Raw genomic sequence first — 17,998 nt, forward strand, 5'->3', positions numbered from 1 at the left:
GGAGCCTGGCTTGCCAGCGATGGCGGCATCACATTCACCATCGCCATCGGGGGCAAGCCGGGCTCCTGCAGGTTGTACGGGGATCAGTCTTCGAGTGCGCGAACCCGCTCCATGCGTTGCTGCTCTTGCGGCTGGGCCGAGGACTGCAAGGTGAAGTCGAAGACGATTTCAGCAAAGCGGCCGCTGACACCGTAGGCCGCAGCGCGGGCCTGGTCTTCGCTGAAGGTGATTTTGGCGATCAACTCGTCACGGGTGGCGTAGGCGAAGTCATCGTGCAGGTACTCATCGCCGTCCAGGTTGATCTGGGTGGTGAGGTGGCGATGGTCTGCGGCCGAGATGAAGAAATGGATATGCGCCGGGCGCTGGCCGTGACGGCCCAGTTGATCGAGCAGTTGCTGGGTCGGGCCATCCGGTGGGCAGCCGTAGCCTGACGGCACGATGCTGCGGAAGCGATAACGACCCTCGGCGTCGGTCACAATGCGCCGGCGCAGGTTGAATTCCGATTGGCTGCTGTCGAAGTAGGAGTAAGTCCCACCGGTATTGGCCTGCCAGACGTCCACTACCGCACCTGCCAGAGGTTCGCCAGCGGTATTGAGCACCTGGCCCTGCATGAACAGCGGCACGCCCGGATCAATGCCATCGTCGAGTCGAGCCTCGAAGTTGGACAAGGGGGCACCGGCCACGTACAGCGGGCCTTCGATGGTGCGCGGGGTGCCGCCAGCCTTGCCGGCCTGCTCGTCTTCGGCATCCATCAACAGATCCAGATAGTGCTCCAGCCCCAGGCCCGCGACCACCAGCCCGGCCTCCTGGCGCGAACCCAGCACGTTGAGGTAGTTGACGGCTTTCCAGAACTCTTCCGGCGTTACCGCCAGGTCTTCGATGATGTTCACCGAGTCACGCAGGATGCGGTAGATCAGCGCCTTGACCCGGGGGCTGCCAGCATCGTTGTGCAGGCCGCTGGCTTCTTCGAGAAATTGCTGGGCAGCAGCAGTATGGGAAATCTTGACGTTCATGGTGGTTCCTCATCTTGTAATTATTAGCGTAGCGAACTGAACTGGCTGGGTTCAGCGGTCATCCTCGCGAATCGACGAAGGATGCCGGCACATCGCGGTGACTTCGATCGCCATGTACGGGTAGAGCGGCAATTGCATCAGCAGGTCGTGCAGTTCCTGGACACTGTCGACGTCGAACACGCTGTAGTTGGCATACAGCCCGGCAATGCGCCACAGGTGGCGCCACTTGCCCTGGTCTTGCAGGCGCTGGGAGAAGGCCTTTTCGTCGGCCTTGAGTCTGGTGGCCAACTCGGTATTCATGTCGACCGGCAGGTTCACGGTCATCTTTACGTGGAACAGCATGATGCACTCCTCAGACTTGATGAAGAACAGTGGAAGACTTGTCGCGGCGGAAAAACGCCAGGCGCTCTTCGTCCAGTTTCAGGCCCAGGCCCGGGGTGGTCGGTACATGCAACTCGAAATCGCGATACTCCAGCGGTTCGCTGAGGATGTCTTCAGTCAGCAGCAACGGGCCGAACAATTCGGTGTCCCAGGCCAGTTTGTTCAGGGTGATGAACGCCTGGGCCGAGGCCATGGTGCCGATGCCGCCTTCGAGCATGGTGCCGCCGTACAGCGCAATACCCGCCGCTTCGGCGATGGCCGCAGTCTTGAGCACTGCGCGCGGGCCGCCGTTCTTGGCGATCTTCAGGGCGAAGATCGACGCGGCGCCCTCACGGGCCAGGTTGAAGGCGTCTTCCACACATTCGATGGATTCATCGGCCATGATCGGCGCCGGGCTCATGGCGTTCAGGCGCGCCATGCCGGCGCGGTTGTTGCGCGAGATCGGCTGTTCGATCAGGTCGATGCCGTTGGTGCCGAGAATTCGGCAGGCACGGATGGCCACCGCTTCGTCCCAGGCCTGGTTGACGTCCACCCTGACGCTGGCGCGATCACCCAGGGCTTTCTTGATGGCGATCACATGCGCCAGGTCGCGATTGACTTCACCGGCGCCGATTTTCAGCTTGAAGATGCGATGGCGGCGCAGGTCGAGCATCTGCTCCGCTTCGGCGATGTCCTTGGCGGTATCGCCACTGGCCAGGGTCCAGGCCACCGGCAGCGCATTGCGCACCCGGCCACCGAGCAATTCGCTGACCGCCAGGCCCAGGCGCTTGCCCTGGGCGTCGAGCAAGGCGGTTTCGATACCTGACTTGGCGAAAGTGTTGCCACGGATGCTGCGCTCCAGGCGCAACATTGCAGCATTCACATTGGCGCTGTCCTGGCCCAGCAGCAGCGGTGCGAAGTGGCGGTCGATGTTGGTCTTGATGCTGTCCGGGCTCTCGTTGCCATACGCCAGGCCACCGATGGTGGTGGCTTCGCCGATGCCTTCGATGCCGTCGGCGCAACGCACGCGAATGATCACCAGCGTCTGGTTCTGCATGGTGTGCATGGCCAGCTTGTGCGGGCGAATGGTCGGCAGATCGACGATGATCGTCTCGATCGATTCAATGGCTGTTGCAAGCATTTCGATACCCGTCAGGTTCTTGGAGTTCTGGACCCGATTCTGGTACGGCTTTTTTCTGGAAGCCAATATAGAATTGGTCTGACTTGATACCTTAAAGGTATGCAGCCGATCAGCTTTTGGAGGTTCCATGGAACTGCGTCACCTGCGCTATTTTCAGGTGCTGGCGAAAACCCTCAACTTCACCCGCGCCGCTGAGCTGCTGCACATCGCGCAACCGCCCCTCAGCCGGCAGATTCAACAGCTGGAGGATGAGCTGGGCGTGATGTTGCTGGAGCGCGGCCGGCCGTTGAAGTTGACCGATGCCGGCCGGTTCTTCCATGAACATTCCAGTGCGCTTCTGGAACAGCTGGGCAAGGTGTGCGACAACACCCGGCGCATAGGCCAGGGGGAAAAGACCTGGCTGGGCATCGGTTTTGCGCCATCGACGCTTTATGGGGTGCTGCCGGAATTGATCCGGCGCTTGCGCAGCGGCGAGCCACTGGAGCTGGAACTTGGGCTGTCGGAATTGACCACGCTCCAGCAGGTCCATGCCCTCAAGGCTGGCAGGATCGATATCGGCTTTGGACGAATCCGCATCGACGACCCGGCCATTATCCAGACCGTGCTCACCGAAGACCGGCTGGTCGCCGCCCTCCCCGCCGGCCACCCACTGCTGGGCGCGCCGATCAGCCTGCGGGAGCTGGCCAGGGAACCGTTCGTACTGTACCCGGGCAATCCGCGGCCAAGTTATGCCGACCATGTGATCGCCCTGTTCGAGTCTTATGGTGTGAGCATCCAGGTGGCGCAATGGACCAATGAGTTGCAGACCGCGATCGGCCTGGTCGGGGCTGGCATCGGCGTCACCCTGGTGCCGGCGTCTTTGCAGTTGTTGCACCGTGACGACATTGGGTTTACGGCACTGCTGGAGGACAACGCGACTTCACCGATCATCCTCAGCCGGCGGGCGGGCGATGTGTCGCCGGGGTTGAAGCACTGCCTGCAGATGATCGATGAGTTGTTGCCGCGCGCGCTGGAATCCACTCAGGACACCTGAGCTGCAGCCTGGGGCAGGAAGCGCGCTCAACCGGCGAACGCGCGGCGCCCGGCGTTCATTTCCGTGCGCAGTTCGGCAATGAGGTTGTTGATGTCGCGGATGGTGGCCAGGTCCGCTGTGGAGACATTGCGGACCAGCAGCACAACCTCGTGGGTATCAGGATCGAATACGGTGATTTCCAGCAATCCCAGGCTCTCCGTGCATTCACAGGACAGCGGCTCGAAACCGGATTCCACAATACTGGAAAGGACTGCAATGGGGACCATGGCTGACGACTCTGGCGGCAGTTAATGGAAAAGATCCCATTGACGATAGATGCACTTCGCCCATTGCGCGCACGCCAAATGTTATCCAGCTCTCACTTTGAGCGTTTTTCAGCGTGAATCCCCAGACCAGATCCAGTTCCACAGGCCCGGCAGTTGCTCCGGCTGCGAACTGTCGCGCACGGTGCGCGCCAGAGCGGCCCGTTGCAGAGCAGCGGTGTCATCATAAAAAGGTTTTTGCGCAACCGTCACCCCTGTCTCCCGGGCGCTGTCGAGGAGAATCTGCAGATACTCGCGCGCATGCCTTGCGGTGTAGCGGTTGAGATCATGAAAGGTCACCACCACGGGAATCACCCCGTCCACCACCGGCAATTGACCTTGCGCGATACGCTCGCGAACTTCGGACATCGAACGCAGCATATGCGATCGCCGCCGCGGGCTGGCGTTAAACCCCCAGATCTTGCCGTCGTTGGCACTGAGGTCCGTCAGCAGCATGTGCAGGCCGTGCCGCTGATAGGCGGCGAAGGTGCGCTTGTCGTAACTCCAGAACGGCGGCCGCAGCAGGACAGGCGCCGCGCCGGTGATCGCGGCGATATCGGCGCTGCCATTGGCGAGCGATTGCTCCAGCGCCTGATCGTCCAGGGATCGATGGTTGCTGTGTCCGGGGGTGGCGGTGTGAAAGCCGATGACATGACCTTCAGCCTGTTCCCGACGCATGACCTCGCGCCCAATCTCACTGCCCCCGGCCCTGGAAGCCCGGGTCTGCACGAAAAACACCGCCTTGATGTGCGGTTGCAGCGGATTTTGCGCGAGGCTGTCGAGAACAGTCAGCGTCGGGTTCCAGAAACTTGAAGCACTGGGGCCGTCGTCGAAGGTCAGTAAAAAGCGGATGGGAGGTTGCGCCGTTAAACGTTGTTCGGTTTGCGGGGTCATTGCTATAGGAGCAGCAATGCAGCCGACCAGCCCGGTGGCTAGAACCAGTGGAGCGAGGAGTTTGTACAGCTGTTTCATGGTTTGCCTTGGCCAGGCGATGCGGTGGATCAGTCTACATTGATGGTGAATGATAAGCCGCCATCGCGAGCAAGCTTTGCTCCCACAGGAGGTCATATGCAGACATATAAGCGCAGCGCGCCGGCTTGACGCCTTGGTCGGCCCGAAGGCCGCCACGGCGAGCTGTAGATTGCAGGCGCCCCGTTAACCACGCTGGCCGAACGCAGGCATTGCGCAGCGGGGAAACCGGCAAGGATGCCGGTTTAGCCGCGCTGGGCCAGGGATGGCCCATCGCGGCGACCCGCGGAGTAATGCCGGAGTGAGGGCACACCGAGCCTGAGCGAGGTGCCGAGTGGTGGGGCAAGAGCGCTTTGGTTACTTTCGCGCTTTTCGAAAGTGACCCGCCGTAAGGGCGGAACCCTAAGCAGCCGTTACCGCAGCAATGGATATGTACACAAAGCAAGATCAAAAGATCGCAGCCTCGTTTCTCTCGACAGCTCCTACAGAAGAACGGTGTAGCGCGCCGTAAGGGCGGGACCAGCTACTGCAGCAGCGGATATGTACCCGACCACCGGAGGACCAACCCATGTGCGGACGCCTGACCCAATACCGTGGCATTCACGATTTTGTCGCAGCACTGAGCATCCCCGACGCACTGATCAACCATATCGGCGATGAACCCCTGGCCCGCTACAACGCCGCCCCGACCACCCGTCTTGCCCTGCTGCATCTGGAAAACGACGGCCTGCACGCCGACCTGGTGCGCTGGGGTTGGCGACCGCACTGGGCCAAAGACCGCGCACCACCCATCAACGCCCGAGTGGAAAAGGTCGCCCACGGCCCCTACTTCCGACCCATCTGGCCGCACCGGGCCATCGTACCGGTAGACAACTGGTTCGAATGGGTCGACAGCGGCGACGGTAGCAAACAACCCTGGTTGATCCGCCGCAAGGACCGGGCTCCGGTCTACTGCGCCGCCATTGGGCAGTTTCCCGCAGCGGCCGCCGAACCCACCCCCGAGGACGGCTTTGTCATCCTGACCGCCGACAGCGCCGGCGGCATGCTCGACATCCACGACCGCCGCCCCATCGTGTTATCGCCGGAACTGGCCGAGGAATGGCTCGACCCCTCCACACCCAGGGAACGCGCCGAACAGATGGCATTATTTGAAGGTGAAGCCAGCGAAGTGTTCGAGTGGTTCCGGGTCAGCAAGGCAGTCGGCAATGTGCGCAACCAGGGCCCCGAATTGATCGAACCGCAAGCCTGAAAGGAACCGTTAAATCTGCAGGCCCTCGCAACGTTACACATAGTGTTTCACCCATGTAACAGTCCAATGAAATATGGCCATTTGCCGCGCCAACCGCCTGTCTGACAATTTAATTGTCATACATACATTCAGGGGCAGTGCCGCTAGCATGCGCGCCGCATTTCCACGGACGGAAAACCCAGAAACTCCAGCCTTGCAGAGAACCCAGTTGCGCGACGATTCCTACATCCAGCAAGTCAGCAGTGTCGAGTGTGTCCACCTCTCGACTACGGAACGTTATCAACTCGATTGTTTCATCGGGCAATACATCAAGACCCGAGACCTGGCCTCAGTGCCCAATATCGATACCACGCTGCGCGCAACCTTGCAGCGCTACCCGGGCAAGCCGCCGGTGATGGTCAATGAACTGAATGCCTGGATCGACAGGAAGTTGGGCTATCGGGCAACGCACCCCGATTTCTGCGAGCAGGAAGATGTCTGAGCGTCCCTCTGAATCGCGGCAGCGCCTGCACACAAGCTTGCAGGCGCCGCCGCGAGCGAAAAGTACGCTTCAAGGTTTCAGCGGGCGCTCCTGATCACGGTCCGAGAGTTCTCGACTGTCGTCATGTTTCCAATCTTGCGTCGAACGCTTTTTCTGCTCTTCTATTTCCTCTTGCGTAGGCTCATCCGGGTCCGGCTGCTTGGGTTCATTCGCCATGTTCGCCTCTCTTCCTGAAGGGATCGTTAATCGGTTTAAGCGTAGAACAGATTCACAGCCACCAACGCAGCACGAAGAACACCGCCATGCTCAAGAGCATGCTGAGCAAGGTGCTGCGGGTGTACAGCACAAGCCCCACCGCCACCAATGAACTGAGCAAGTACGGGTTGTCCCATTGCAGGTTCAGTTGTTTGTCCGGCATGAACACGATTGGCCCGCAGATGGCGGTGAGCATGCCCGGCACGGCAAAGCCGAGAAACTGCCTGGCGTTACTGCTCAGGCGCACGGGCAGGCGCGGCTCCAGAAACACGTAGCGGTTGAGGAACACCAGCGCACCCATCCCGAATATCACCGCCCAGACCATCATGCTGTTTGCCTCAGATAAAGTTTGTTGCACATAAATCCCGCCGTCATACCTGCCAGCCCCGCCAGCACCAGCGCCGAGCCCCACTGCCAGTAACTGAACAGCACGGAACAAAACAGCGCCACCGCGACGCACACCACCGTGGGCACGTTACGCACCACCGGGGTGATCAGGGCAATGAAGGTTGCGGCAATCGAGAAGTCCAGGCCCAGGTGCTCCAGCCCCGGGATGCTGCTGCCGAGCACGATGCCGGCCAGGGTGAAAAGATTCCAGGCCACGTAGAACGTCAACCCGACGCCAAGGGCGTACCAGCGATTGAACTGCTGCTTGTCATGCTGGCTGGTCAGGGCGAACAGTTCGTCGGTCAGCAAAAAGCCCAGACCCACGCGCCAGCGTCCCGGCAGCGGTGAGATCACCGAGCGCAGGCTCATGCCGTAGAGCAGATGCTGGGAGGTCAGCAGCAGCGTGGTCAGCAGTATCGAGAAAATCCCGGCACCGCCCTTGAGCATGCCGATGGCCACCAGCTGTGCCGCGCCGGCAAACACGATGCTCGACAGGCCCTGGCCTTGCAGGGGCGTGAGGTTGGCTTCGATGGCCATGGAACCGGCCAGCAGGCCCCAGGGCGCAGTCGCCAGGGACAAGGGAAGGATCGCCACGGCGCCGCGCAGGAATGCGCTGCGGGGCATATGAGCGTTGGACATGACGTTCTGCGACCGGAAAAAAGACCTGCAACTTTGCCAGTACTTACCCGCGAAGGCATGCACAATTTCGAGTTATTTGCCGGCCATCGACCGGGTAACATGGTGCGGTCCATCCGGCACACCCAGGGAAGCCCACATGCTGTACCGAATCGCCGCCGACGGGCTGGTGCTGTTTCATCTGCTGTTCATTCTGTTCGTGCTGTTCGGCGGGCTGCTGGTGCTCAAATGGCGCCACTTGGCGGTGCTGCACCTGCCTGCGGTCGCGTGGGGTATCTCGGTGGAAGTCTTTCACCTGATGTGCCCGCTGACCGACTGGGAGAACCGCATGCGCGATGCCGCCGGCCAGAGCGGCTACGGCGGTGGTTTTGTCGAGCATTACATCTGGCCGGCGATCTATCCCGCCGGCCTCACCCCGGGCATCCAGGTGGGCCTGGGCGCCGTGGTGCTGGCGCTGAACCTGTGGGTCTACCTGCGGCTGGTCAGGCGTTTGCGGCGAGATGGGCGCCACTGAATCTACTTGTCGATCACGCTCATGTTGCGCCCACTGGCCTTGGCCACGTACAGCGCCCTGTCGGCGGCACGCACCAGGTCGTCGGGCTGCTCATGCGCGGCCGGGTCCCAGGCGCAGACCCCGACGCTGACGGTGACCACCCCTTCGACGCCCTCGCTGTGTTCGATCGCCGCCAGCTGCACCGCCCGACGAATTTTTTCCGCCACCAGGAAGGCGCCCACATAGTCGGTGCCCGGCAGCACCACGGTGAACTCTTCGCCACCGTATCGGGCCGCCAGATCACCTGGGCGCTTGATGTGCGAGTTGATGATCGAGCTGATCTTGCGCAAGGATGCGTCGCCCGCCACGTGGCCGTACAGATCGTTGAAACGCTTGAAATGATCGACATCAATCAACAGCAGCGCGAGGTGAGTCTGGGTGCGCCGGGCGCGGCGCATCTCGGTCAGGATGAACAGATCGAACTGGCGTCGGTTGGACAGGCCGGTCAGGGCATCTTCCAGCGCGAGCAGCTCCAGGCCGCGATTGACCTCGAGCAGTTTTTCCTGGGCGTCGAGCCGCACACTCTGAATGCGATTCTGCTGCTGCATCAGCCGGATCAGCCGATAACCGAGGGCACCCAGAAGCCCGAGGAACAGGGCCACGATGCCGGCACTGAGCAGCGATGCCTCGCGCCAGCTGGCTAACACTTCGTCCTGATTCAGCGCGGCGAATACAATCAGCGGGTACCCTTCGACCCGGCGAAAGCCCACCACCCGTTCCACGCCATCGACCACCGACCGGACCCTGGCCGTCCCGGCGTTCCCCAACGGCAGCAACTGGGTAAACAGCGGGCCATTGGCCACACTACTGCCGACTTCCGATTCCTTGAACGGACGGCGCACGACAATCGTGGCGTCATCGGCGATCAGGTTGATCACGCCGTTCTGGCCCATGTCGATGCTGTCATAGAGCGCGAGGAAATGGCTCAGGTGGATGGTCGCCAGCGCCACGCCGGCAAAACTGCCGTCCGGATGATTGACCCGGCGCGACACCGTCATGATCCATTCGCCACTGGAGCGGCTCTTGATCGACGGGCCGATGTGCGGTCCACGATCAGGATGATCGCGGTGGAAGATGAAGTATTCCCGGTCCGAGTTATTGGCGTTGGGCAGGCCGGCGCCGTTGGAGTTGGCGATCCACTGCCCGCTCTGGTCGTAGACAAACAGGCCGTGCAACTGGCTCAGCTCCCGGCGCTGCACCCCAAGCAGGCGTTGCATCCTGGGCAGGCGCGCCGATTCGATGCCTTCGTTTTCCAGACGCTCGACCAGCGTCAGCAGCAGCGTGTCAGCCTGCTTGATTGACGCCTGCGCCTGCCAGGCCAGGGCCTGCGCAAGGTTGGACATCGCCACTTCCTTGTCGCGCAGGTGGTACTGGCGCGAGTTCCAGACTTCCCAGCCGGCGACGGTGGCCATCGACACGCACACGGCGATCAGGAAAAACACCAGTGAGCGGATTTTCAGCCTGGACACCGCCTGGCTGCTGTTCAACAACATGGCCGGTTGGGTGTTATCGAGTCGATCGTTAATGGACAGCTGTCCCATGTCATTCCCTGACCTCTTATGGTGTCGGCGTCTGCTTGAGGGCGTCGATCCAGGCGGGATCCAGTCGTGTCTGCCCGGTTTCGATACCCAGCGCTTCCATTCGCGCCTTGTGCTGGTCAATCTCGCGGTTCAATTGCCCGTGGTCGCTGGAGTTGCCGTCCAGCTCATGCATCTGGGTCAGCCCCAGATGATAGAAGCGTAGCAACTTCATCGCGTGGGGATCATCGCGATCCACCGCCGCCGTCACCTGATGCATGACATTGGTAATGCTCATCAGGCTGCGCTTTAGCTGCCAGCCATACACGGCGGCCGCCATCCACGGCTGGCTCCAGAACAGCCCACGCATCAACGCGACCATCAGCAACACCGCCACGAACACCCCGCCGACGTTAAAGCGCATGTTGTCGCCGCCCGGCTCGCCGAATACGGCCACCGCCACGCTCGACAACAGCATCGCCAGCACCAGGAACACCAAGGCGATAATCACCGTGCTGCGCCGCGTCTGTTGTCGATAGGTCTGGGCGTTCATTGGCTGGATTTCAAACATTACGACAGGGTTCCTTGCATCAGGTCATAGATTGAGGGGCAAAAGACTGCGGGGCATTATCGCCTCATCGACAGATTTAGCTATGCTGGAGCTCCTTTTCATCTTTTCATCGTCAAAGGGCAACGTGGCGATACCGCGCAGTTCGTGCCATCTTCTTTCATGGATACACACTATTCGGATGCCATTTACCGGCCCTTCGTGTGAATGACATCGTTTTAAGGATCATTGAATGACCCAACGACATGTAATCAACGCCTCTGTCAGCCCTAAAGGCAGCCTGGAAACCCTTTCCCAACGTGAAGTCCAGCAACTGAGCGAAGCCGGTTCCGGCAGCACTTACACCCTTTTCCGCCAATGCGCCCTGGCCATCCTCAATACCGGCGCGCACGTTGATAACGCCAAGACCATTCTCGAAGCGTACAAGGATTTCGAAATCCGCATTCACCAGCAGGACCGTGGCGTGCGCCTCGAATTGCTGAACGCCCCCGCCAACGCGTTCGTCGACGGCGAAATGATCGCCAGCACCCGGGAAATGCTGTTCAGCGCCTTGCGCGACATCGTCTATACCGAAAACGAGCTGGACAGCCAACGCATCGACCTGAGCAATTCCCAGGGCATCAGCGACTACGTCTTCCACCTGCTGCGCAACGCCCGCACCCTGCGTCCCGGCATCGAACCGAAGATCGTGGTGTGCTGGGGTGGCCATTCGATCAACACCGAGGAATACAAGTACACCAAGGAAGTCGGCCACGAACTGGGGCTGCGCAGCCTGGACATCTGCACCGGCTGCGGCCCCGGCGTGATGAAAGGCCCAATGAAGGGTGCGACCATCGCCCACGCCAAGCAACGCATCCATGGTGGCCGCTACCTGGGCCTGACCGAACCGGGAATCATCGCCGCCGAGGCGCCGAACCCGATCGTCAACGAATTGGTGATCCTGCCGGACATCGAAAAACGCCTGGAAGCCTTCGTGCGAGTGGGCCACGGCATCATCATTTTCCCGGGCGGCGCCGGCACGGCCGAAGAGTTCCTGTACCTGCTCGGCATCCTGATGCACCCGGACAACGAAGGCCTGCCCTTCCCGGTGATCCTAACCGGGCCCAAGCATGCAGCGCCTTACCTGGAGCAGCTGGACGCGTTCGTCGGCGCAACACTGGGCGATGCGGCGAAACAGCACTACGAGATCATCATCGACGACCCGGCCGAAGTCGCCAGGCAGATGACCCAGGGCCTCAAGGCGGTCAAGCAATTCCGCCGCGAGCGTAACGATGCGTTCCACTTCAACTGGCTGTTGAAGATCGACGAAAGCCTGCAACGCCCGTTCGATCCGACCCACGAAAACATGGCCAACCTGAACCTGAGCCGCGACCTGCCCGCCCACGAACTGGCCGCCAACCTGCGCCGGGCGTTTTCCGGCATCGTCGCCGGCAACGTCAAGGACAAGGGCATCCGCCTGATCGAGGAACACGGGCCGTATCAGATCCGTGGCGATGCCGCAGTCATGCAGCCGCTGGATCAACTGCTCAAGGCCTTCGTCGCCCAGCACCGGATGAAACTGCCGGGTGGCGCGGCGTATGTGCCGTGTTATCGAGTGGTGGCCTAGCACCAGCATCTGTGTACGCCGGACATCTCTGTGGAAGCCGGGCTTGCCCGCGATGGCGTCTGCGGATTCGACATTGATGTGACCGGGAGATTGCTATCGCGAGCAGGCTCGCTCCCACAGGGGATTGACGGTGTGCGCAGAATTTGTGTACGGCGGACATCTCTGTGGGAGCGAGCCTGCTCGCGATGGCGGTGTACCTGATGCAGCGATGCTGGCCGCTGCCACAGGTTAGCGCTCGTTCAGCCGGTCATAATTTATCGGCATCAATCACTGCTTTGGCAAAGGCCTTCGGGTCTTCCTGGGGTAGGTTGTGGCCGATACCGCCCTTGATCAAGCGGAACTCATACTTGCCGGTGAAGCGTTTCGCATAGTCCTCGGGAGCTGGATGCGGCGCGCCGTTGGCGTCGCCTTCCAAGGCGATGGTCGGCACGCTGATGGTGGGCGCCTTGGCCAGCTGCTGTTCCAGGGCCTCGTAACGGCTTTCCCCTTGTACCAACCCCAGGCGCCAGCGGTAGTTGAAGACGGTGATCGCTACATGGTCGGGGTTGTCCAGGGCTGCAGCGCTGCGCTCGAACGTGGCATCGTCGAAGGCCCACTTCGGTGAGGCGAGTTCCCAGATCAACCTGGCGAAGTCATGACGATTTTTCTCATACCCGGCCTGGCCGCGATCGGTCGCGAAATAGAACTGGTACCACCACTGCAACTCGGCCTTGGGCGGTAACGGGTTCTTGCCTGCCGCCTGGTTGCCGATCAGATAACCGCTGACCGCCACCAACGCATCGACCCGCTCCGGCCAGAGCGCCGCAACGATGTCTGCCGAACGTGCGCCCCAATCATAGCCACCCAATACGGCCTGCTTGATCTGCAGCGCGTCCATGAAGTCGATGACATCACTGGCCAGTGCGGCAGGCTGGCCGTTGCGCAGCGTCTTGTCGGAGAGAAAGTGTGTATCGCCATACCCCCGCGCATAAGGCATCAGCACGCGATAACCCTGCGCGGCCAACAAAGGTGCCACCTCGGTGTAACTGTGAATATCATAAGGCCAGCCGTGCAGCAGAATGACCACGGGGCCCTCGGCCGGACCCACCTCGGCGTAAGCTACATTCAGCAGACCGGCCTGTACGTGCTTCAACGGGCCGAACACGGCAGATGGATCGACTTTGGTGCTTACCGTAGCCGCCGCGGTCGCGGTTGCGGTGGTGCTGGCCTGCACGTTGGCCGTAACCAGGAGGCCCAACTGCAGCAACACCGCAGCAAGGATCGAAGGCCCCACCAGGCGCCGGTGCTTAGCGGTTGTAATGGTCGACAAGGCGTTGTTCACGTCGGGTGACTCCTGCAGGTGGCGGATGAGCAGTCTGCTCTCGATGAAGTCTATTTGGCCGGCCCGAGGTATCCACGTTGTGTCGTAAAACCTGTGCTATCGCGACATAACGTGTCCCACGGTGCGACGGATACAGTCCGATACAAAACCCAGAGTTCAATAACAAGAGAATCGAGCGATGGAACACGTCAACCACATCCTGATTGTCGACGACGATCGGGAGATCCGCGAGCTGGTCGGTAATTACCTGAAGAAGAACGGCTTGCGCACCACAGTCGTGGCCGATGGACGGCAGATGCGCAGCTTTCTGGAGGCCAACCAGGTGGACCTGATCGTGCTGGACATCATGCTGCCCGGCGACGACGGCCTGCAGCTGTGTCGCGAACTGCGCTCGGGCAAGCACAAGGCGACGCCGATCCTGATGCTCACGGCGCGCAACGATGAAACCGACCGAATTCTCGGGCTGGAAATGGGCGCCGATGACTACCTGACCAAACCCTTCTCCGCCCGCGAACTGCTTGCCCGCATCAACGCCGTGCTACGGCGCACGCGGATGCTGCCGCCTAACCTGCTGGTCAGCGAAAGCGGCCGCTTGCTGGGCTTCGGTCGCTGGCGCCTGGACACCACCGCCCGTCATCTGCTGGACGAAGATGACACCATGGTCGCCCTGAGTGGTGCCGAATATCGGCTGTTGCGGGTGTTCCTCGACCATCCCCAGCGCGTGCTCAGCCGCGATCAATTGCTGAACCTGACCCAGGGTCGCGACGCCGACCTGTTCGACCGCTCCATCGACCTGCTGGTCAGCCGGTTGCGCCAACGCTTGATGGATGACTCGCGCGAGCCGACCTACATCAAGACCGTGCGCAGTGAAGGGTATGTATTTTCCTACCCGGTGCAGATGCTCGGCGCACAGGACTGAATCAGCACAGGCCGATCAACATCCTTGATAAAGACTATGCCCATGGGTGTTTTTTCATCGACGGGCTGCAGCTCTACAGTGGCCACATCTTCTTCCCACGCTCTTGAGCTGCTCATGAAAATCATCATTGGTCTTGGATTTGCCCTGTCGGTCCTGGGTGCCACTTCGGCCATCGCTGCCCCCCACGCAACCGCACAAGTGGTTAGCGCTGCACAGGTCAGCCAACCGGCTACCTTGAACGTCAATACGGTGGGCGTCGATCACAAGGACGATCAGGCAAGCAAACTGTATGTTGCGGAGAACCGGCCGGAGTTTGGTTCGAAATATCAGCGTTATTGATCCGCCCATTGCCCTTGTAGGAGCGAGCTTGCTCGCGATCACGGATCCTCATTCAGCGTTGCCGTGTGCTGACTGACGATATCGTGAGCAAGCTTTGCTCCCACACTTTATGTCCTGCAGGCGCGTCCGACAGGCCATGCCCTACAGGGGTTGGGTCAATCTGCGGGCAAGCGCTTTGGCCTGCAATGCAACGTCCGTCACCGCCGTACTCTCCCACCACATTCCACGCAACGGCGGCCCCATGGCGAACAGCCGACTGGCGACTTGCCCATCGGCACCGATCACCGCGCCGTCCGCAGTGGCGGCGATTCCCAATGCCAGCGGTCCGGGCTGAACCAGGCCCCGCGCCAGCAACTGCCGGGGCAGAGGTCGGGCAACCCGTCGCCAGTCATATTCGATGCCACTGGAATTGATCAACGCCACGCCATGTACCACGCACTCACAAGGCTCGCCACGCCGACGGATGCGAATTCCCAACTCATCCCCCGACGAAGGTTCAAGCCCCTTGAAGGACGCCGCCTGAATCCGCAGCCGCCCTTCCCCGTGCAACCGCGCGACCAGCTCGGCACTCAAGGGTGGCGAGCGGTGGTGATGGCTCTCCCACCACGGCCGTACGTGCCGCACGAACTGCCGACGCTGCAAGTCCGTCGCCTGGCTCCACAGCCGTGGAATGTGCACACGCACAGTGTCCAGGGGCGCTTGCCAGTCGATCCCCCGGGCAATGGCATCGCGGCAATGGCGGCGCAGTTCGCGTACCAGTTGCCGTGGCGTACGGATGCTCGGGTCTTCGCCGAGGAAATCGGCCCAGGCCGGCGGCTGGCGGCGCACATGGGGCAGCAGGCCGTGGCGGGAAAACACTTCGATCGGTCCGCGGTGCCCAGCCTGCTCCAGCGAGACCACAGCATCGACCATGGTCAGGCCGGAACCGATGATCAAAACCGTCGACTGCGGATCAAGCTGGCGCATCGCAGCCACGTCCCAAGGGTCCAGTGCCGCTGCATTCAGGCCACTGGAGTGGGCCTGTGGCGTGCGTGCGGCGGGAAACATTCCAGTGGCCAGCACCGCATAAGTCCCGCGCAGGCGCTGCCCGTCGCTCAAGGTCAACCGCACGCCATCGGCCAGGTTCTCGAGGTCGACGACCTCAGCGCGCACGTGTTCCACGCTCGAACCGTTCGCGGCGCCAGCCACCTGGGCTTCGGCCAGGCGCTGTTGCACATACTCGCCAAATAGCCCGCGCGGGGGGAACAGCTCACTGACCGGCACAGACTGCTGATCGGACTCGGGCCAGCCGCCCGCCGCTATATGTGCCGTCAGCCACTGCGTCAGGTCATCGGCACTGTCCGGGTCGACGCTCATCCGCGCCGCGTTACCGTTGAGCGTGTGACCGAGTTCCACCGCACTGTAGGCCTCCCCGCGACCCAGCTCGGCCCGGGGCTCAATCACCAGCACCGAGCGCCGGCCTGGCAGGCGCAGCAGCTGCACGGCCAGCATCGCGCCACTCAGGCCGCCGCCGATGATCAGGATGTCCGCCTGGCGGATGGCGTCATTCGCCTGCTCGTGGGGGATTTCACTCATGGCGTTCTCACAGGTCAGTGTTTTCCTGGACGATCATAAGCGCCAAACCCGGGCCAGCGTCATAGAGCAGTACCAAAGTAGCGATAGCAGCCTTGGCGATCGGCGCTGCTGGCCGTTCAGATCACCACGTTACGCACGAAACGCGCGGCGACTTCGCCTTCATTGCGATAGGAGTGCGGCTGGTTACTGGCGAACATGTAGAACTCCCCGGCCGCAATAGTGTGGGGAACGTCACCGAGCATCAGCGTCAGGCAACCTTCGAAGACGTAAAGCTGTTCGCTCCAGCCATCAGCATCGGGTTCGGAGGGATAGTGTTCGCCTGGCTCCAGGCGCCATTCCCAGAGCTCCACCTCCCTGGTGGCGCTGGCTTTGGACAGCAACACCGCCTTGCTGCCGGGAATGGTGCCGGCCCAGGCCAGTTCGTTGATGCGACTGGGATCGCGGGCATCGGGGGCCTGGATCAGGTCGCTGAAGGCCACGTCGAGTGCTTCGGCAACGCGGTCGAGGGTGGTCAGGCTGACATTCTTTTCACCGGCTTCGATTGCCACCAGCATCCGCCGGCTGACCCCGGATTTTTCCGCGAGGGCGGTCTGGCTCATATCGGCGGCGTGGCGCAGTCGCCGGACATTAAGGCTGACGTGTTGCAGGACCGAAGCCCGTTGCGTGGAATCTTTGTGCACTATATTGCTCACTCGGTAGGGTTGGGCAGTATACTGCGCAACATACGGCGCATTGTGCGTCCCCCTCCGGTAGCGCGCAAGGACATGACGTCGGTGAACTCCTCCCCCAATACTTCTCCCCGCTTCTCGCGGTTCAGCAAAGCCGAATGCGTGCTGGTGGTGATCACCATGGTCTGGGGCGGGACTTTCCTGCTGGTGCAGCATGCGATGACCGTCAGCGGCCCGATGTTCTTCGTCGGCCTGCGCTTCGCCGCAGCGGCGCTCATCGTCGCGTTGTTTTCCTGGCGGCACCTGCGCGAGCTGACACTGTTCGAGCTCCGGGCCGGGTCGTTTATCGGTGTGGCGATCATGCTGGGCTACGGCTTGCAGACGGTCGGGTTGCAGAGCATTCCAAGCAGCCAGTCGGCGTTCATCACGGCGCTGTACGTGCCCTTCGTGCCGTTGCTGCAATGGCTGGTGCTGGGGCGGCGTCCGGGGCTGATGCCGAGTATTGGCATCATGCTGGCGTTTACCGGCTTGATGCTGCTGTCGGGGCCGGCGGGGGCCTCATTGAATTTCAGCCCGGGTGAAATCGCCACCCTGATCAGTGCCGTGGCGATTGCTGCAGAAATCATTCTGATCAGTCGCTTTGCCGGTCAGGTCGATGTGCGCCGGGTGACGGTGGTACAACTGGCGGTCACCTCGGTGCTGTCGTTCCTGCTGGTGGTGCCGACCCAGGAGCGCATTCCGGACTTTTCCTGGCTGCTGCTGTGCAGCGCCCTGGGCCTGGGTGCGGCGAGCGCGGCGATCCAGGTGGCGATGAACTGGGCGCAGAAAAGCGTCTCGCCGACCCGCGCTACCCTGATCTATGCCGGCGAGCCGGTCTGGGCCGGAATTGTCGGGCGGATGGCCGGGGAGCGGTTGCCGGCGATTGCGTTGGTCGGCGCGGGGTTGATTGTGGCAGCGGTGATTGTCAGTGAGTTGAAGACCAAGGGTAAGGCGGTGGTGGCGCAGGAGGACCTGGAGAGCGAAACCCAACGCTGACCGGCAATAGGTGCGGCGTTTGATCGAGAGTCTTCGCGAACAAGCCCGCTCCCACTGTGGATCTGTGCCAA

The 17,998-nt window shown here is 61.6% G+C and carries 21 protein-coding genes; 8 read left to right on the forward strand and 13 right to left on the reverse strand.

Annotated elements, in window-relative coordinates:
- Positions 1-83 precede the first annotated feature (83 nt).
- From catA to IMW75_RS17510, 3 genes are read right to left on the reverse strand one after another with little or no spacing between them, the layout of a single operon-like run.
- On the reverse strand, positions 84-1,013 hold the full coding sequence (gene catA / locus IMW75_RS17500; protein ID WP_205893336.1) for a catechol 1,2-dioxygenase: 930 nt from the start codon (positions 1,011-1,013) through the stop codon (positions 84-86).
- A gap of 51 nt (positions 1,014-1,064) precedes the next feature.
- Positions 1,065-1,355, reverse strand: a complete 291-nt coding sequence (gene catC / locus IMW75_RS17505) for a muconolactone Delta-isomerase (RefSeq protein WP_122839455.1) — start codon at positions 1,353-1,355, stop codon at positions 1,065-1,067.
- 10 nt (positions 1,356-1,365) lie between these two features.
- A complete protein-coding gene (locus IMW75_RS17510; protein ID WP_177328605.1) occupies positions 1,366-2,514 on the reverse strand; it encodes a muconate cycloisomerase family protein in 1,149 nt (382 codons plus the stop codon).
- A 127-nt stretch (positions 2,515-2,641) separates the two neighbouring features.
- Here IMW75_RS17510 and IMW75_RS17515 point away from each other — a divergent pair, with 127 nt between their 5' ends.
- Positions 2,642-3,547, forward strand: a complete 906-nt coding sequence (locus IMW75_RS17515) for a LysR family transcriptional regulator (RefSeq protein ID WP_205893337.1) — start codon at positions 2,642-2,644, stop codon at positions 3,545-3,547.
- Between the two features lie 26 nt (positions 3,548-3,573).
- On the opposite strand, the gene IMW75_RS17520 is transcribed toward IMW75_RS17515, so the two are convergent.
- Together IMW75_RS17520 and IMW75_RS17525 are read right to left on the reverse strand one after the other, a co-directional pair.
- The gene (locus IMW75_RS17520; protein ID WP_045062862.1) at positions 3,574-3,813 is read right to left on the reverse strand and encodes a DUF1652 domain-containing protein; all 240 of its coding nucleotides are present in this window, start codon (positions 3,811-3,813) and stop codon (positions 3,574-3,576) included.
- A gap of 108 nt (positions 3,814-3,921) precedes the next feature.
- Positions 3,922-4,821, reverse strand: coding sequence for a polysaccharide deacetylase family protein (locus tag IMW75_RS17525; RefSeq protein ID WP_205893338.1), 900 nt, complete (start codon positions 4,819-4,821; stop codon positions 3,922-3,924).
- A 565-nt stretch (positions 4,822-5,386) separates the two neighbouring features.
- On the opposite strand from IMW75_RS17525, the gene IMW75_RS17530 reads away from it, so the two are divergent.
- Together IMW75_RS17530 and IMW75_RS17535 are read left to right on the forward strand one after the other, a co-directional pair.
- Positions 5,387-6,067 carry an SOS response-associated peptidase gene (locus tag IMW75_RS17530; RefSeq protein ID WP_205893339.1) on the forward strand — a complete coding sequence of 227 codons (681 nt, stop codon included), beginning with the start codon at positions 5,387-5,389 and terminating at the stop codon, positions 6,065-6,067.
- 208 nt (positions 6,068-6,275) lie between these two features.
- Positions 6,276-6,548, forward strand: a complete 273-nt coding sequence (locus tag IMW75_RS17535; protein WP_205893360.1) for a hypothetical protein — start codon at positions 6,276-6,278, stop codon at positions 6,546-6,548.
- Between the two features lie 69 nt (positions 6,549-6,617).
- Here IMW75_RS17535 and IMW75_RS17540 read toward each other — a convergent pair whose 3' ends face one another.
- The 3 genes from IMW75_RS17540 to IMW75_RS17550 are packed head-to-tail and all read right to left on the reverse strand — an operon-like array spanning position 6,618 to position 7,829.
- A complete protein-coding gene (locus IMW75_RS17540) occupies positions 6,618-6,764 on the reverse strand; it encodes a hypothetical protein (protein ID WP_177328566.1) in 147 nt (48 codons plus the stop codon).
- Positions 6,765-6,816: 52 nt separating this feature from the next.
- Complete coding sequence (locus tag IMW75_RS17545) at positions 6,817-7,128, reverse strand: AzlD domain-containing protein (RefSeq protein WP_205893361.1); 312 nt, start codon at positions 7,126-7,128, stop codon at positions 6,817-6,819.
- Positions 7,128-7,829, reverse strand: a complete 702-nt coding sequence (locus IMW75_RS17550; RefSeq protein ID WP_045060423.1) for an AzlC family ABC transporter permease — start codon at positions 7,827-7,829, stop codon at positions 7,128-7,130. Before IMW75_RS17550 ends, IMW75_RS17545 begins: the two co-directional genes overlap by 1 nt.
- A 136-nt stretch (positions 7,830-7,965) precedes the next feature.
- On the opposite strand from IMW75_RS17550, the gene IMW75_RS17555 reads away from it, so the two are divergent.
- Positions 7,966-8,340 carry a DUF2784 domain-containing protein gene (locus IMW75_RS17555; protein ID WP_205893340.1) on the forward strand — a complete coding sequence of 125 codons (375 nt, stop codon included), beginning with the start codon at positions 7,966-7,968 and terminating at the stop codon, positions 8,338-8,340.
- Positions 8,341-8,342: 2 nt separating this feature from the next.
- On the opposite strand, the gene IMW75_RS17560 is transcribed toward IMW75_RS17555, so the two are convergent.
- Together IMW75_RS17560 and IMW75_RS17565 are read right to left on the reverse strand one after the other, a co-directional pair.
- Positions 8,343-9,920, reverse strand: a complete 1,578-nt coding sequence (locus IMW75_RS17560) for a GGDEF domain-containing protein (protein ID WP_205893341.1) — start codon at positions 9,918-9,920, stop codon at positions 8,343-8,345.
- Positions 9,921-9,936: 16 nt separating this feature from the next.
- The gene (locus IMW75_RS17565; protein WP_045060420.1) at positions 9,937-10,467 is read right to left on the reverse strand and encodes a DUF3087 domain-containing protein; all 531 of its coding nucleotides are present in this window, start codon (positions 10,465-10,467) and stop codon (positions 9,937-9,939) included.
- Positions 10,468-10,696: 229 nt separating this feature from the next.
- On the opposite strand from IMW75_RS17565, the gene ppnN reads away from it, so the two are divergent.
- Positions 10,697-12,070, forward strand: a complete 1,374-nt coding sequence (gene ppnN, locus IMW75_RS17570) for a nucleotide 5'-monophosphate nucleosidase PpnN (RefSeq protein ID WP_045060419.1) — start codon at positions 10,697-10,699, stop codon at positions 12,068-12,070.
- A gap of 247 nt (positions 12,071-12,317) precedes the next feature.
- On the opposite strand, the gene IMW75_RS17575 is transcribed toward ppnN, so the two are convergent.
- Positions 12,318-13,391, reverse strand: a complete 1,074-nt coding sequence (locus tag IMW75_RS17575) for an alpha/beta fold hydrolase (protein ID WP_205893342.1) — start codon at positions 13,389-13,391, stop codon at positions 12,318-12,320.
- Between the two features lie 178 nt (positions 13,392-13,569).
- Between IMW75_RS17575 and IMW75_RS17580 the strand changes: the two genes are divergently transcribed.
- Positions 13,570-14,310 (forward strand): response regulator, encoded by a 741-nt coding sequence (locus tag IMW75_RS17580; protein WP_205893343.1) that lies wholly within the window; start codon positions 13,570-13,572, stop codon positions 14,308-14,310.
- 114 nt (positions 14,311-14,424) lie between these two features.
- Positions 14,425-14,649, forward strand: a complete 225-nt coding sequence (locus IMW75_RS17585) for a hypothetical protein (protein WP_045060416.1) — start codon at positions 14,425-14,427, stop codon at positions 14,647-14,649.
- Positions 14,650-14,790: 141 nt separating this feature from the next.
- Here IMW75_RS17585 and IMW75_RS17590 read toward each other — a convergent pair whose 3' ends face one another.
- Together IMW75_RS17590 and IMW75_RS17595 are read right to left on the reverse strand one after the other, a co-directional pair.
- Positions 14,791-16,224, reverse strand: a complete 1,434-nt coding sequence (locus IMW75_RS17590) for an FAD/NAD(P)-binding protein (RefSeq protein WP_205893344.1) — start codon at positions 16,222-16,224, stop codon at positions 14,791-14,793.
- 116 nt (positions 16,225-16,340) lie between these two features.
- Positions 16,341-16,904 (reverse strand): helix-turn-helix domain-containing protein, encoded by a 564-nt coding sequence (locus tag IMW75_RS17595; protein WP_045060414.1) that lies wholly within the window; start codon positions 16,902-16,904, stop codon positions 16,341-16,343.
- Between IMW75_RS17595 and IMW75_RS17600 the strand changes: the two genes are divergently transcribed.
- The gene (locus IMW75_RS17600; RefSeq protein ID WP_052673000.1) at positions 16,899-17,927 is read left to right on the forward strand and encodes a DMT family transporter; all 1,029 of its coding nucleotides are present in this window, start codon (positions 16,899-16,901) and stop codon (positions 17,925-17,927) included. The two genes, IMW75_RS17595 and IMW75_RS17600, sit on opposite strands and share 6 nt — an antisense overlap.
- Positions 17,928-17,998 lie beyond the last annotated feature (71 nt).

Source organism: Pseudomonas gregormendelii, from assembly GCF_017114825.1.
GTDB classification, from domain to species: Bacteria; Pseudomonadota; Gammaproteobacteria; order Pseudomonadales; family Pseudomonadaceae; genus Aquipseudomonas; species Aquipseudomonas gregormendelii.

Bases quoted from the DNA above. Each gene is read 5' to 3' on its own strand.
- IMW75_RS17580 (WP_205893343.1), top strand. From the start codon at position 13,570: ATGGAACACGTCAACCACATCCTGATTGTCGACGACGATCGGGAGATC.
- IMW75_RS17530 (WP_205893339.1), top strand. From the start codon at position 5,387: ATGTGCGGACGCCTGACCCAATACCGTGGCATTCACGATTTTGTCGCA.
- IMW75_RS17545 (WP_205893361.1), bottom strand. From the start codon at position 7,128: ATGGTCTGGGCGGTGATATTCGGGATGGGTGCGCTGGTGTTCCTCAAC.
- IMW75_RS17540 (WP_177328566.1), bottom strand. From the start codon at position 6,764: ATGGCGAATGAACCCAAGCAGCCGGACCCGGATGAGCCTACGCAAGAG.
- IMW75_RS17515 (WP_205893337.1), top strand. From the start codon at position 2,642: ATGGAACTGCGTCACCTGCGCTATTTTCAGGTGCTGGCGAAAACCCTC.
- IMW75_RS17520 (WP_045062862.1), bottom strand. From the start codon at position 3,813: ATGGTCCCCATTGCAGTCCTTTCCAGTATTGTGGAATCCGGTTTCGAG.
- IMW75_RS17565 (WP_045060420.1), bottom strand. From the start codon at position 10,467: ATGTTTGAAATCCAGCCAATGAACGCCCAGACCTATCGACAACAGACG.
- IMW75_RS17560 (WP_205893341.1), bottom strand. From the start codon at position 9,920: ATGGGACAGCTGTCCATTAACGATCGACTCGATAACACCCAACCGGCC.
- IMW75_RS17510 (WP_177328605.1), bottom strand. From the start codon at position 2,514: ATGCTTGCAACAGCCATTGAATCGATCGAGACGATCATCGTCGATCTG.
- IMW75_RS17550 (WP_045060423.1), bottom strand. From the start codon at position 7,829: ATGTCCAACGCTCATATGCCCCGCAGCGCATTCCTGCGCGGCGCCGTG.
- IMW75_RS17555 (WP_205893340.1), top strand. From the start codon at position 7,966: ATGCTGTACCGAATCGCCGCCGACGGGCTGGTGCTGTTTCATCTGCTG.
- IMW75_RS17590 (WP_205893344.1), bottom strand. From the start codon at position 16,224: ATGAGTGAAATCCCCCACGAGCAGGCGAATGACGCCATCCGCCAGGCG.
- IMW75_RS17525 (WP_205893338.1), bottom strand. From the start codon at position 4,821: ATGAAACAGCTGTACAAACTCCTCGCTCCACTGGTTCTAGCCACCGGG.
- IMW75_RS17585 (WP_045060416.1), top strand. From the start codon at position 14,425: ATGAAAATCATCATTGGTCTTGGATTTGCCCTGTCGGTCCTGGGTGCC.
- catA (WP_205893336.1), bottom strand. From the start codon at position 1,013: ATGAACGTCAAGATTTCCCATACTGCTGCTGCCCAGCAATTTCTCGAA.
- ppnN (WP_045060419.1), top strand. From the start codon at position 10,697: ATGACCCAACGACATGTAATCAACGCCTCTGTCAGCCCTAAAGGCAGC.
- catC (WP_122839455.1), bottom strand. From the start codon at position 1,355: ATGCTGTTCCACGTAAAGATGACCGTGAACCTGCCGGTCGACATGAAT.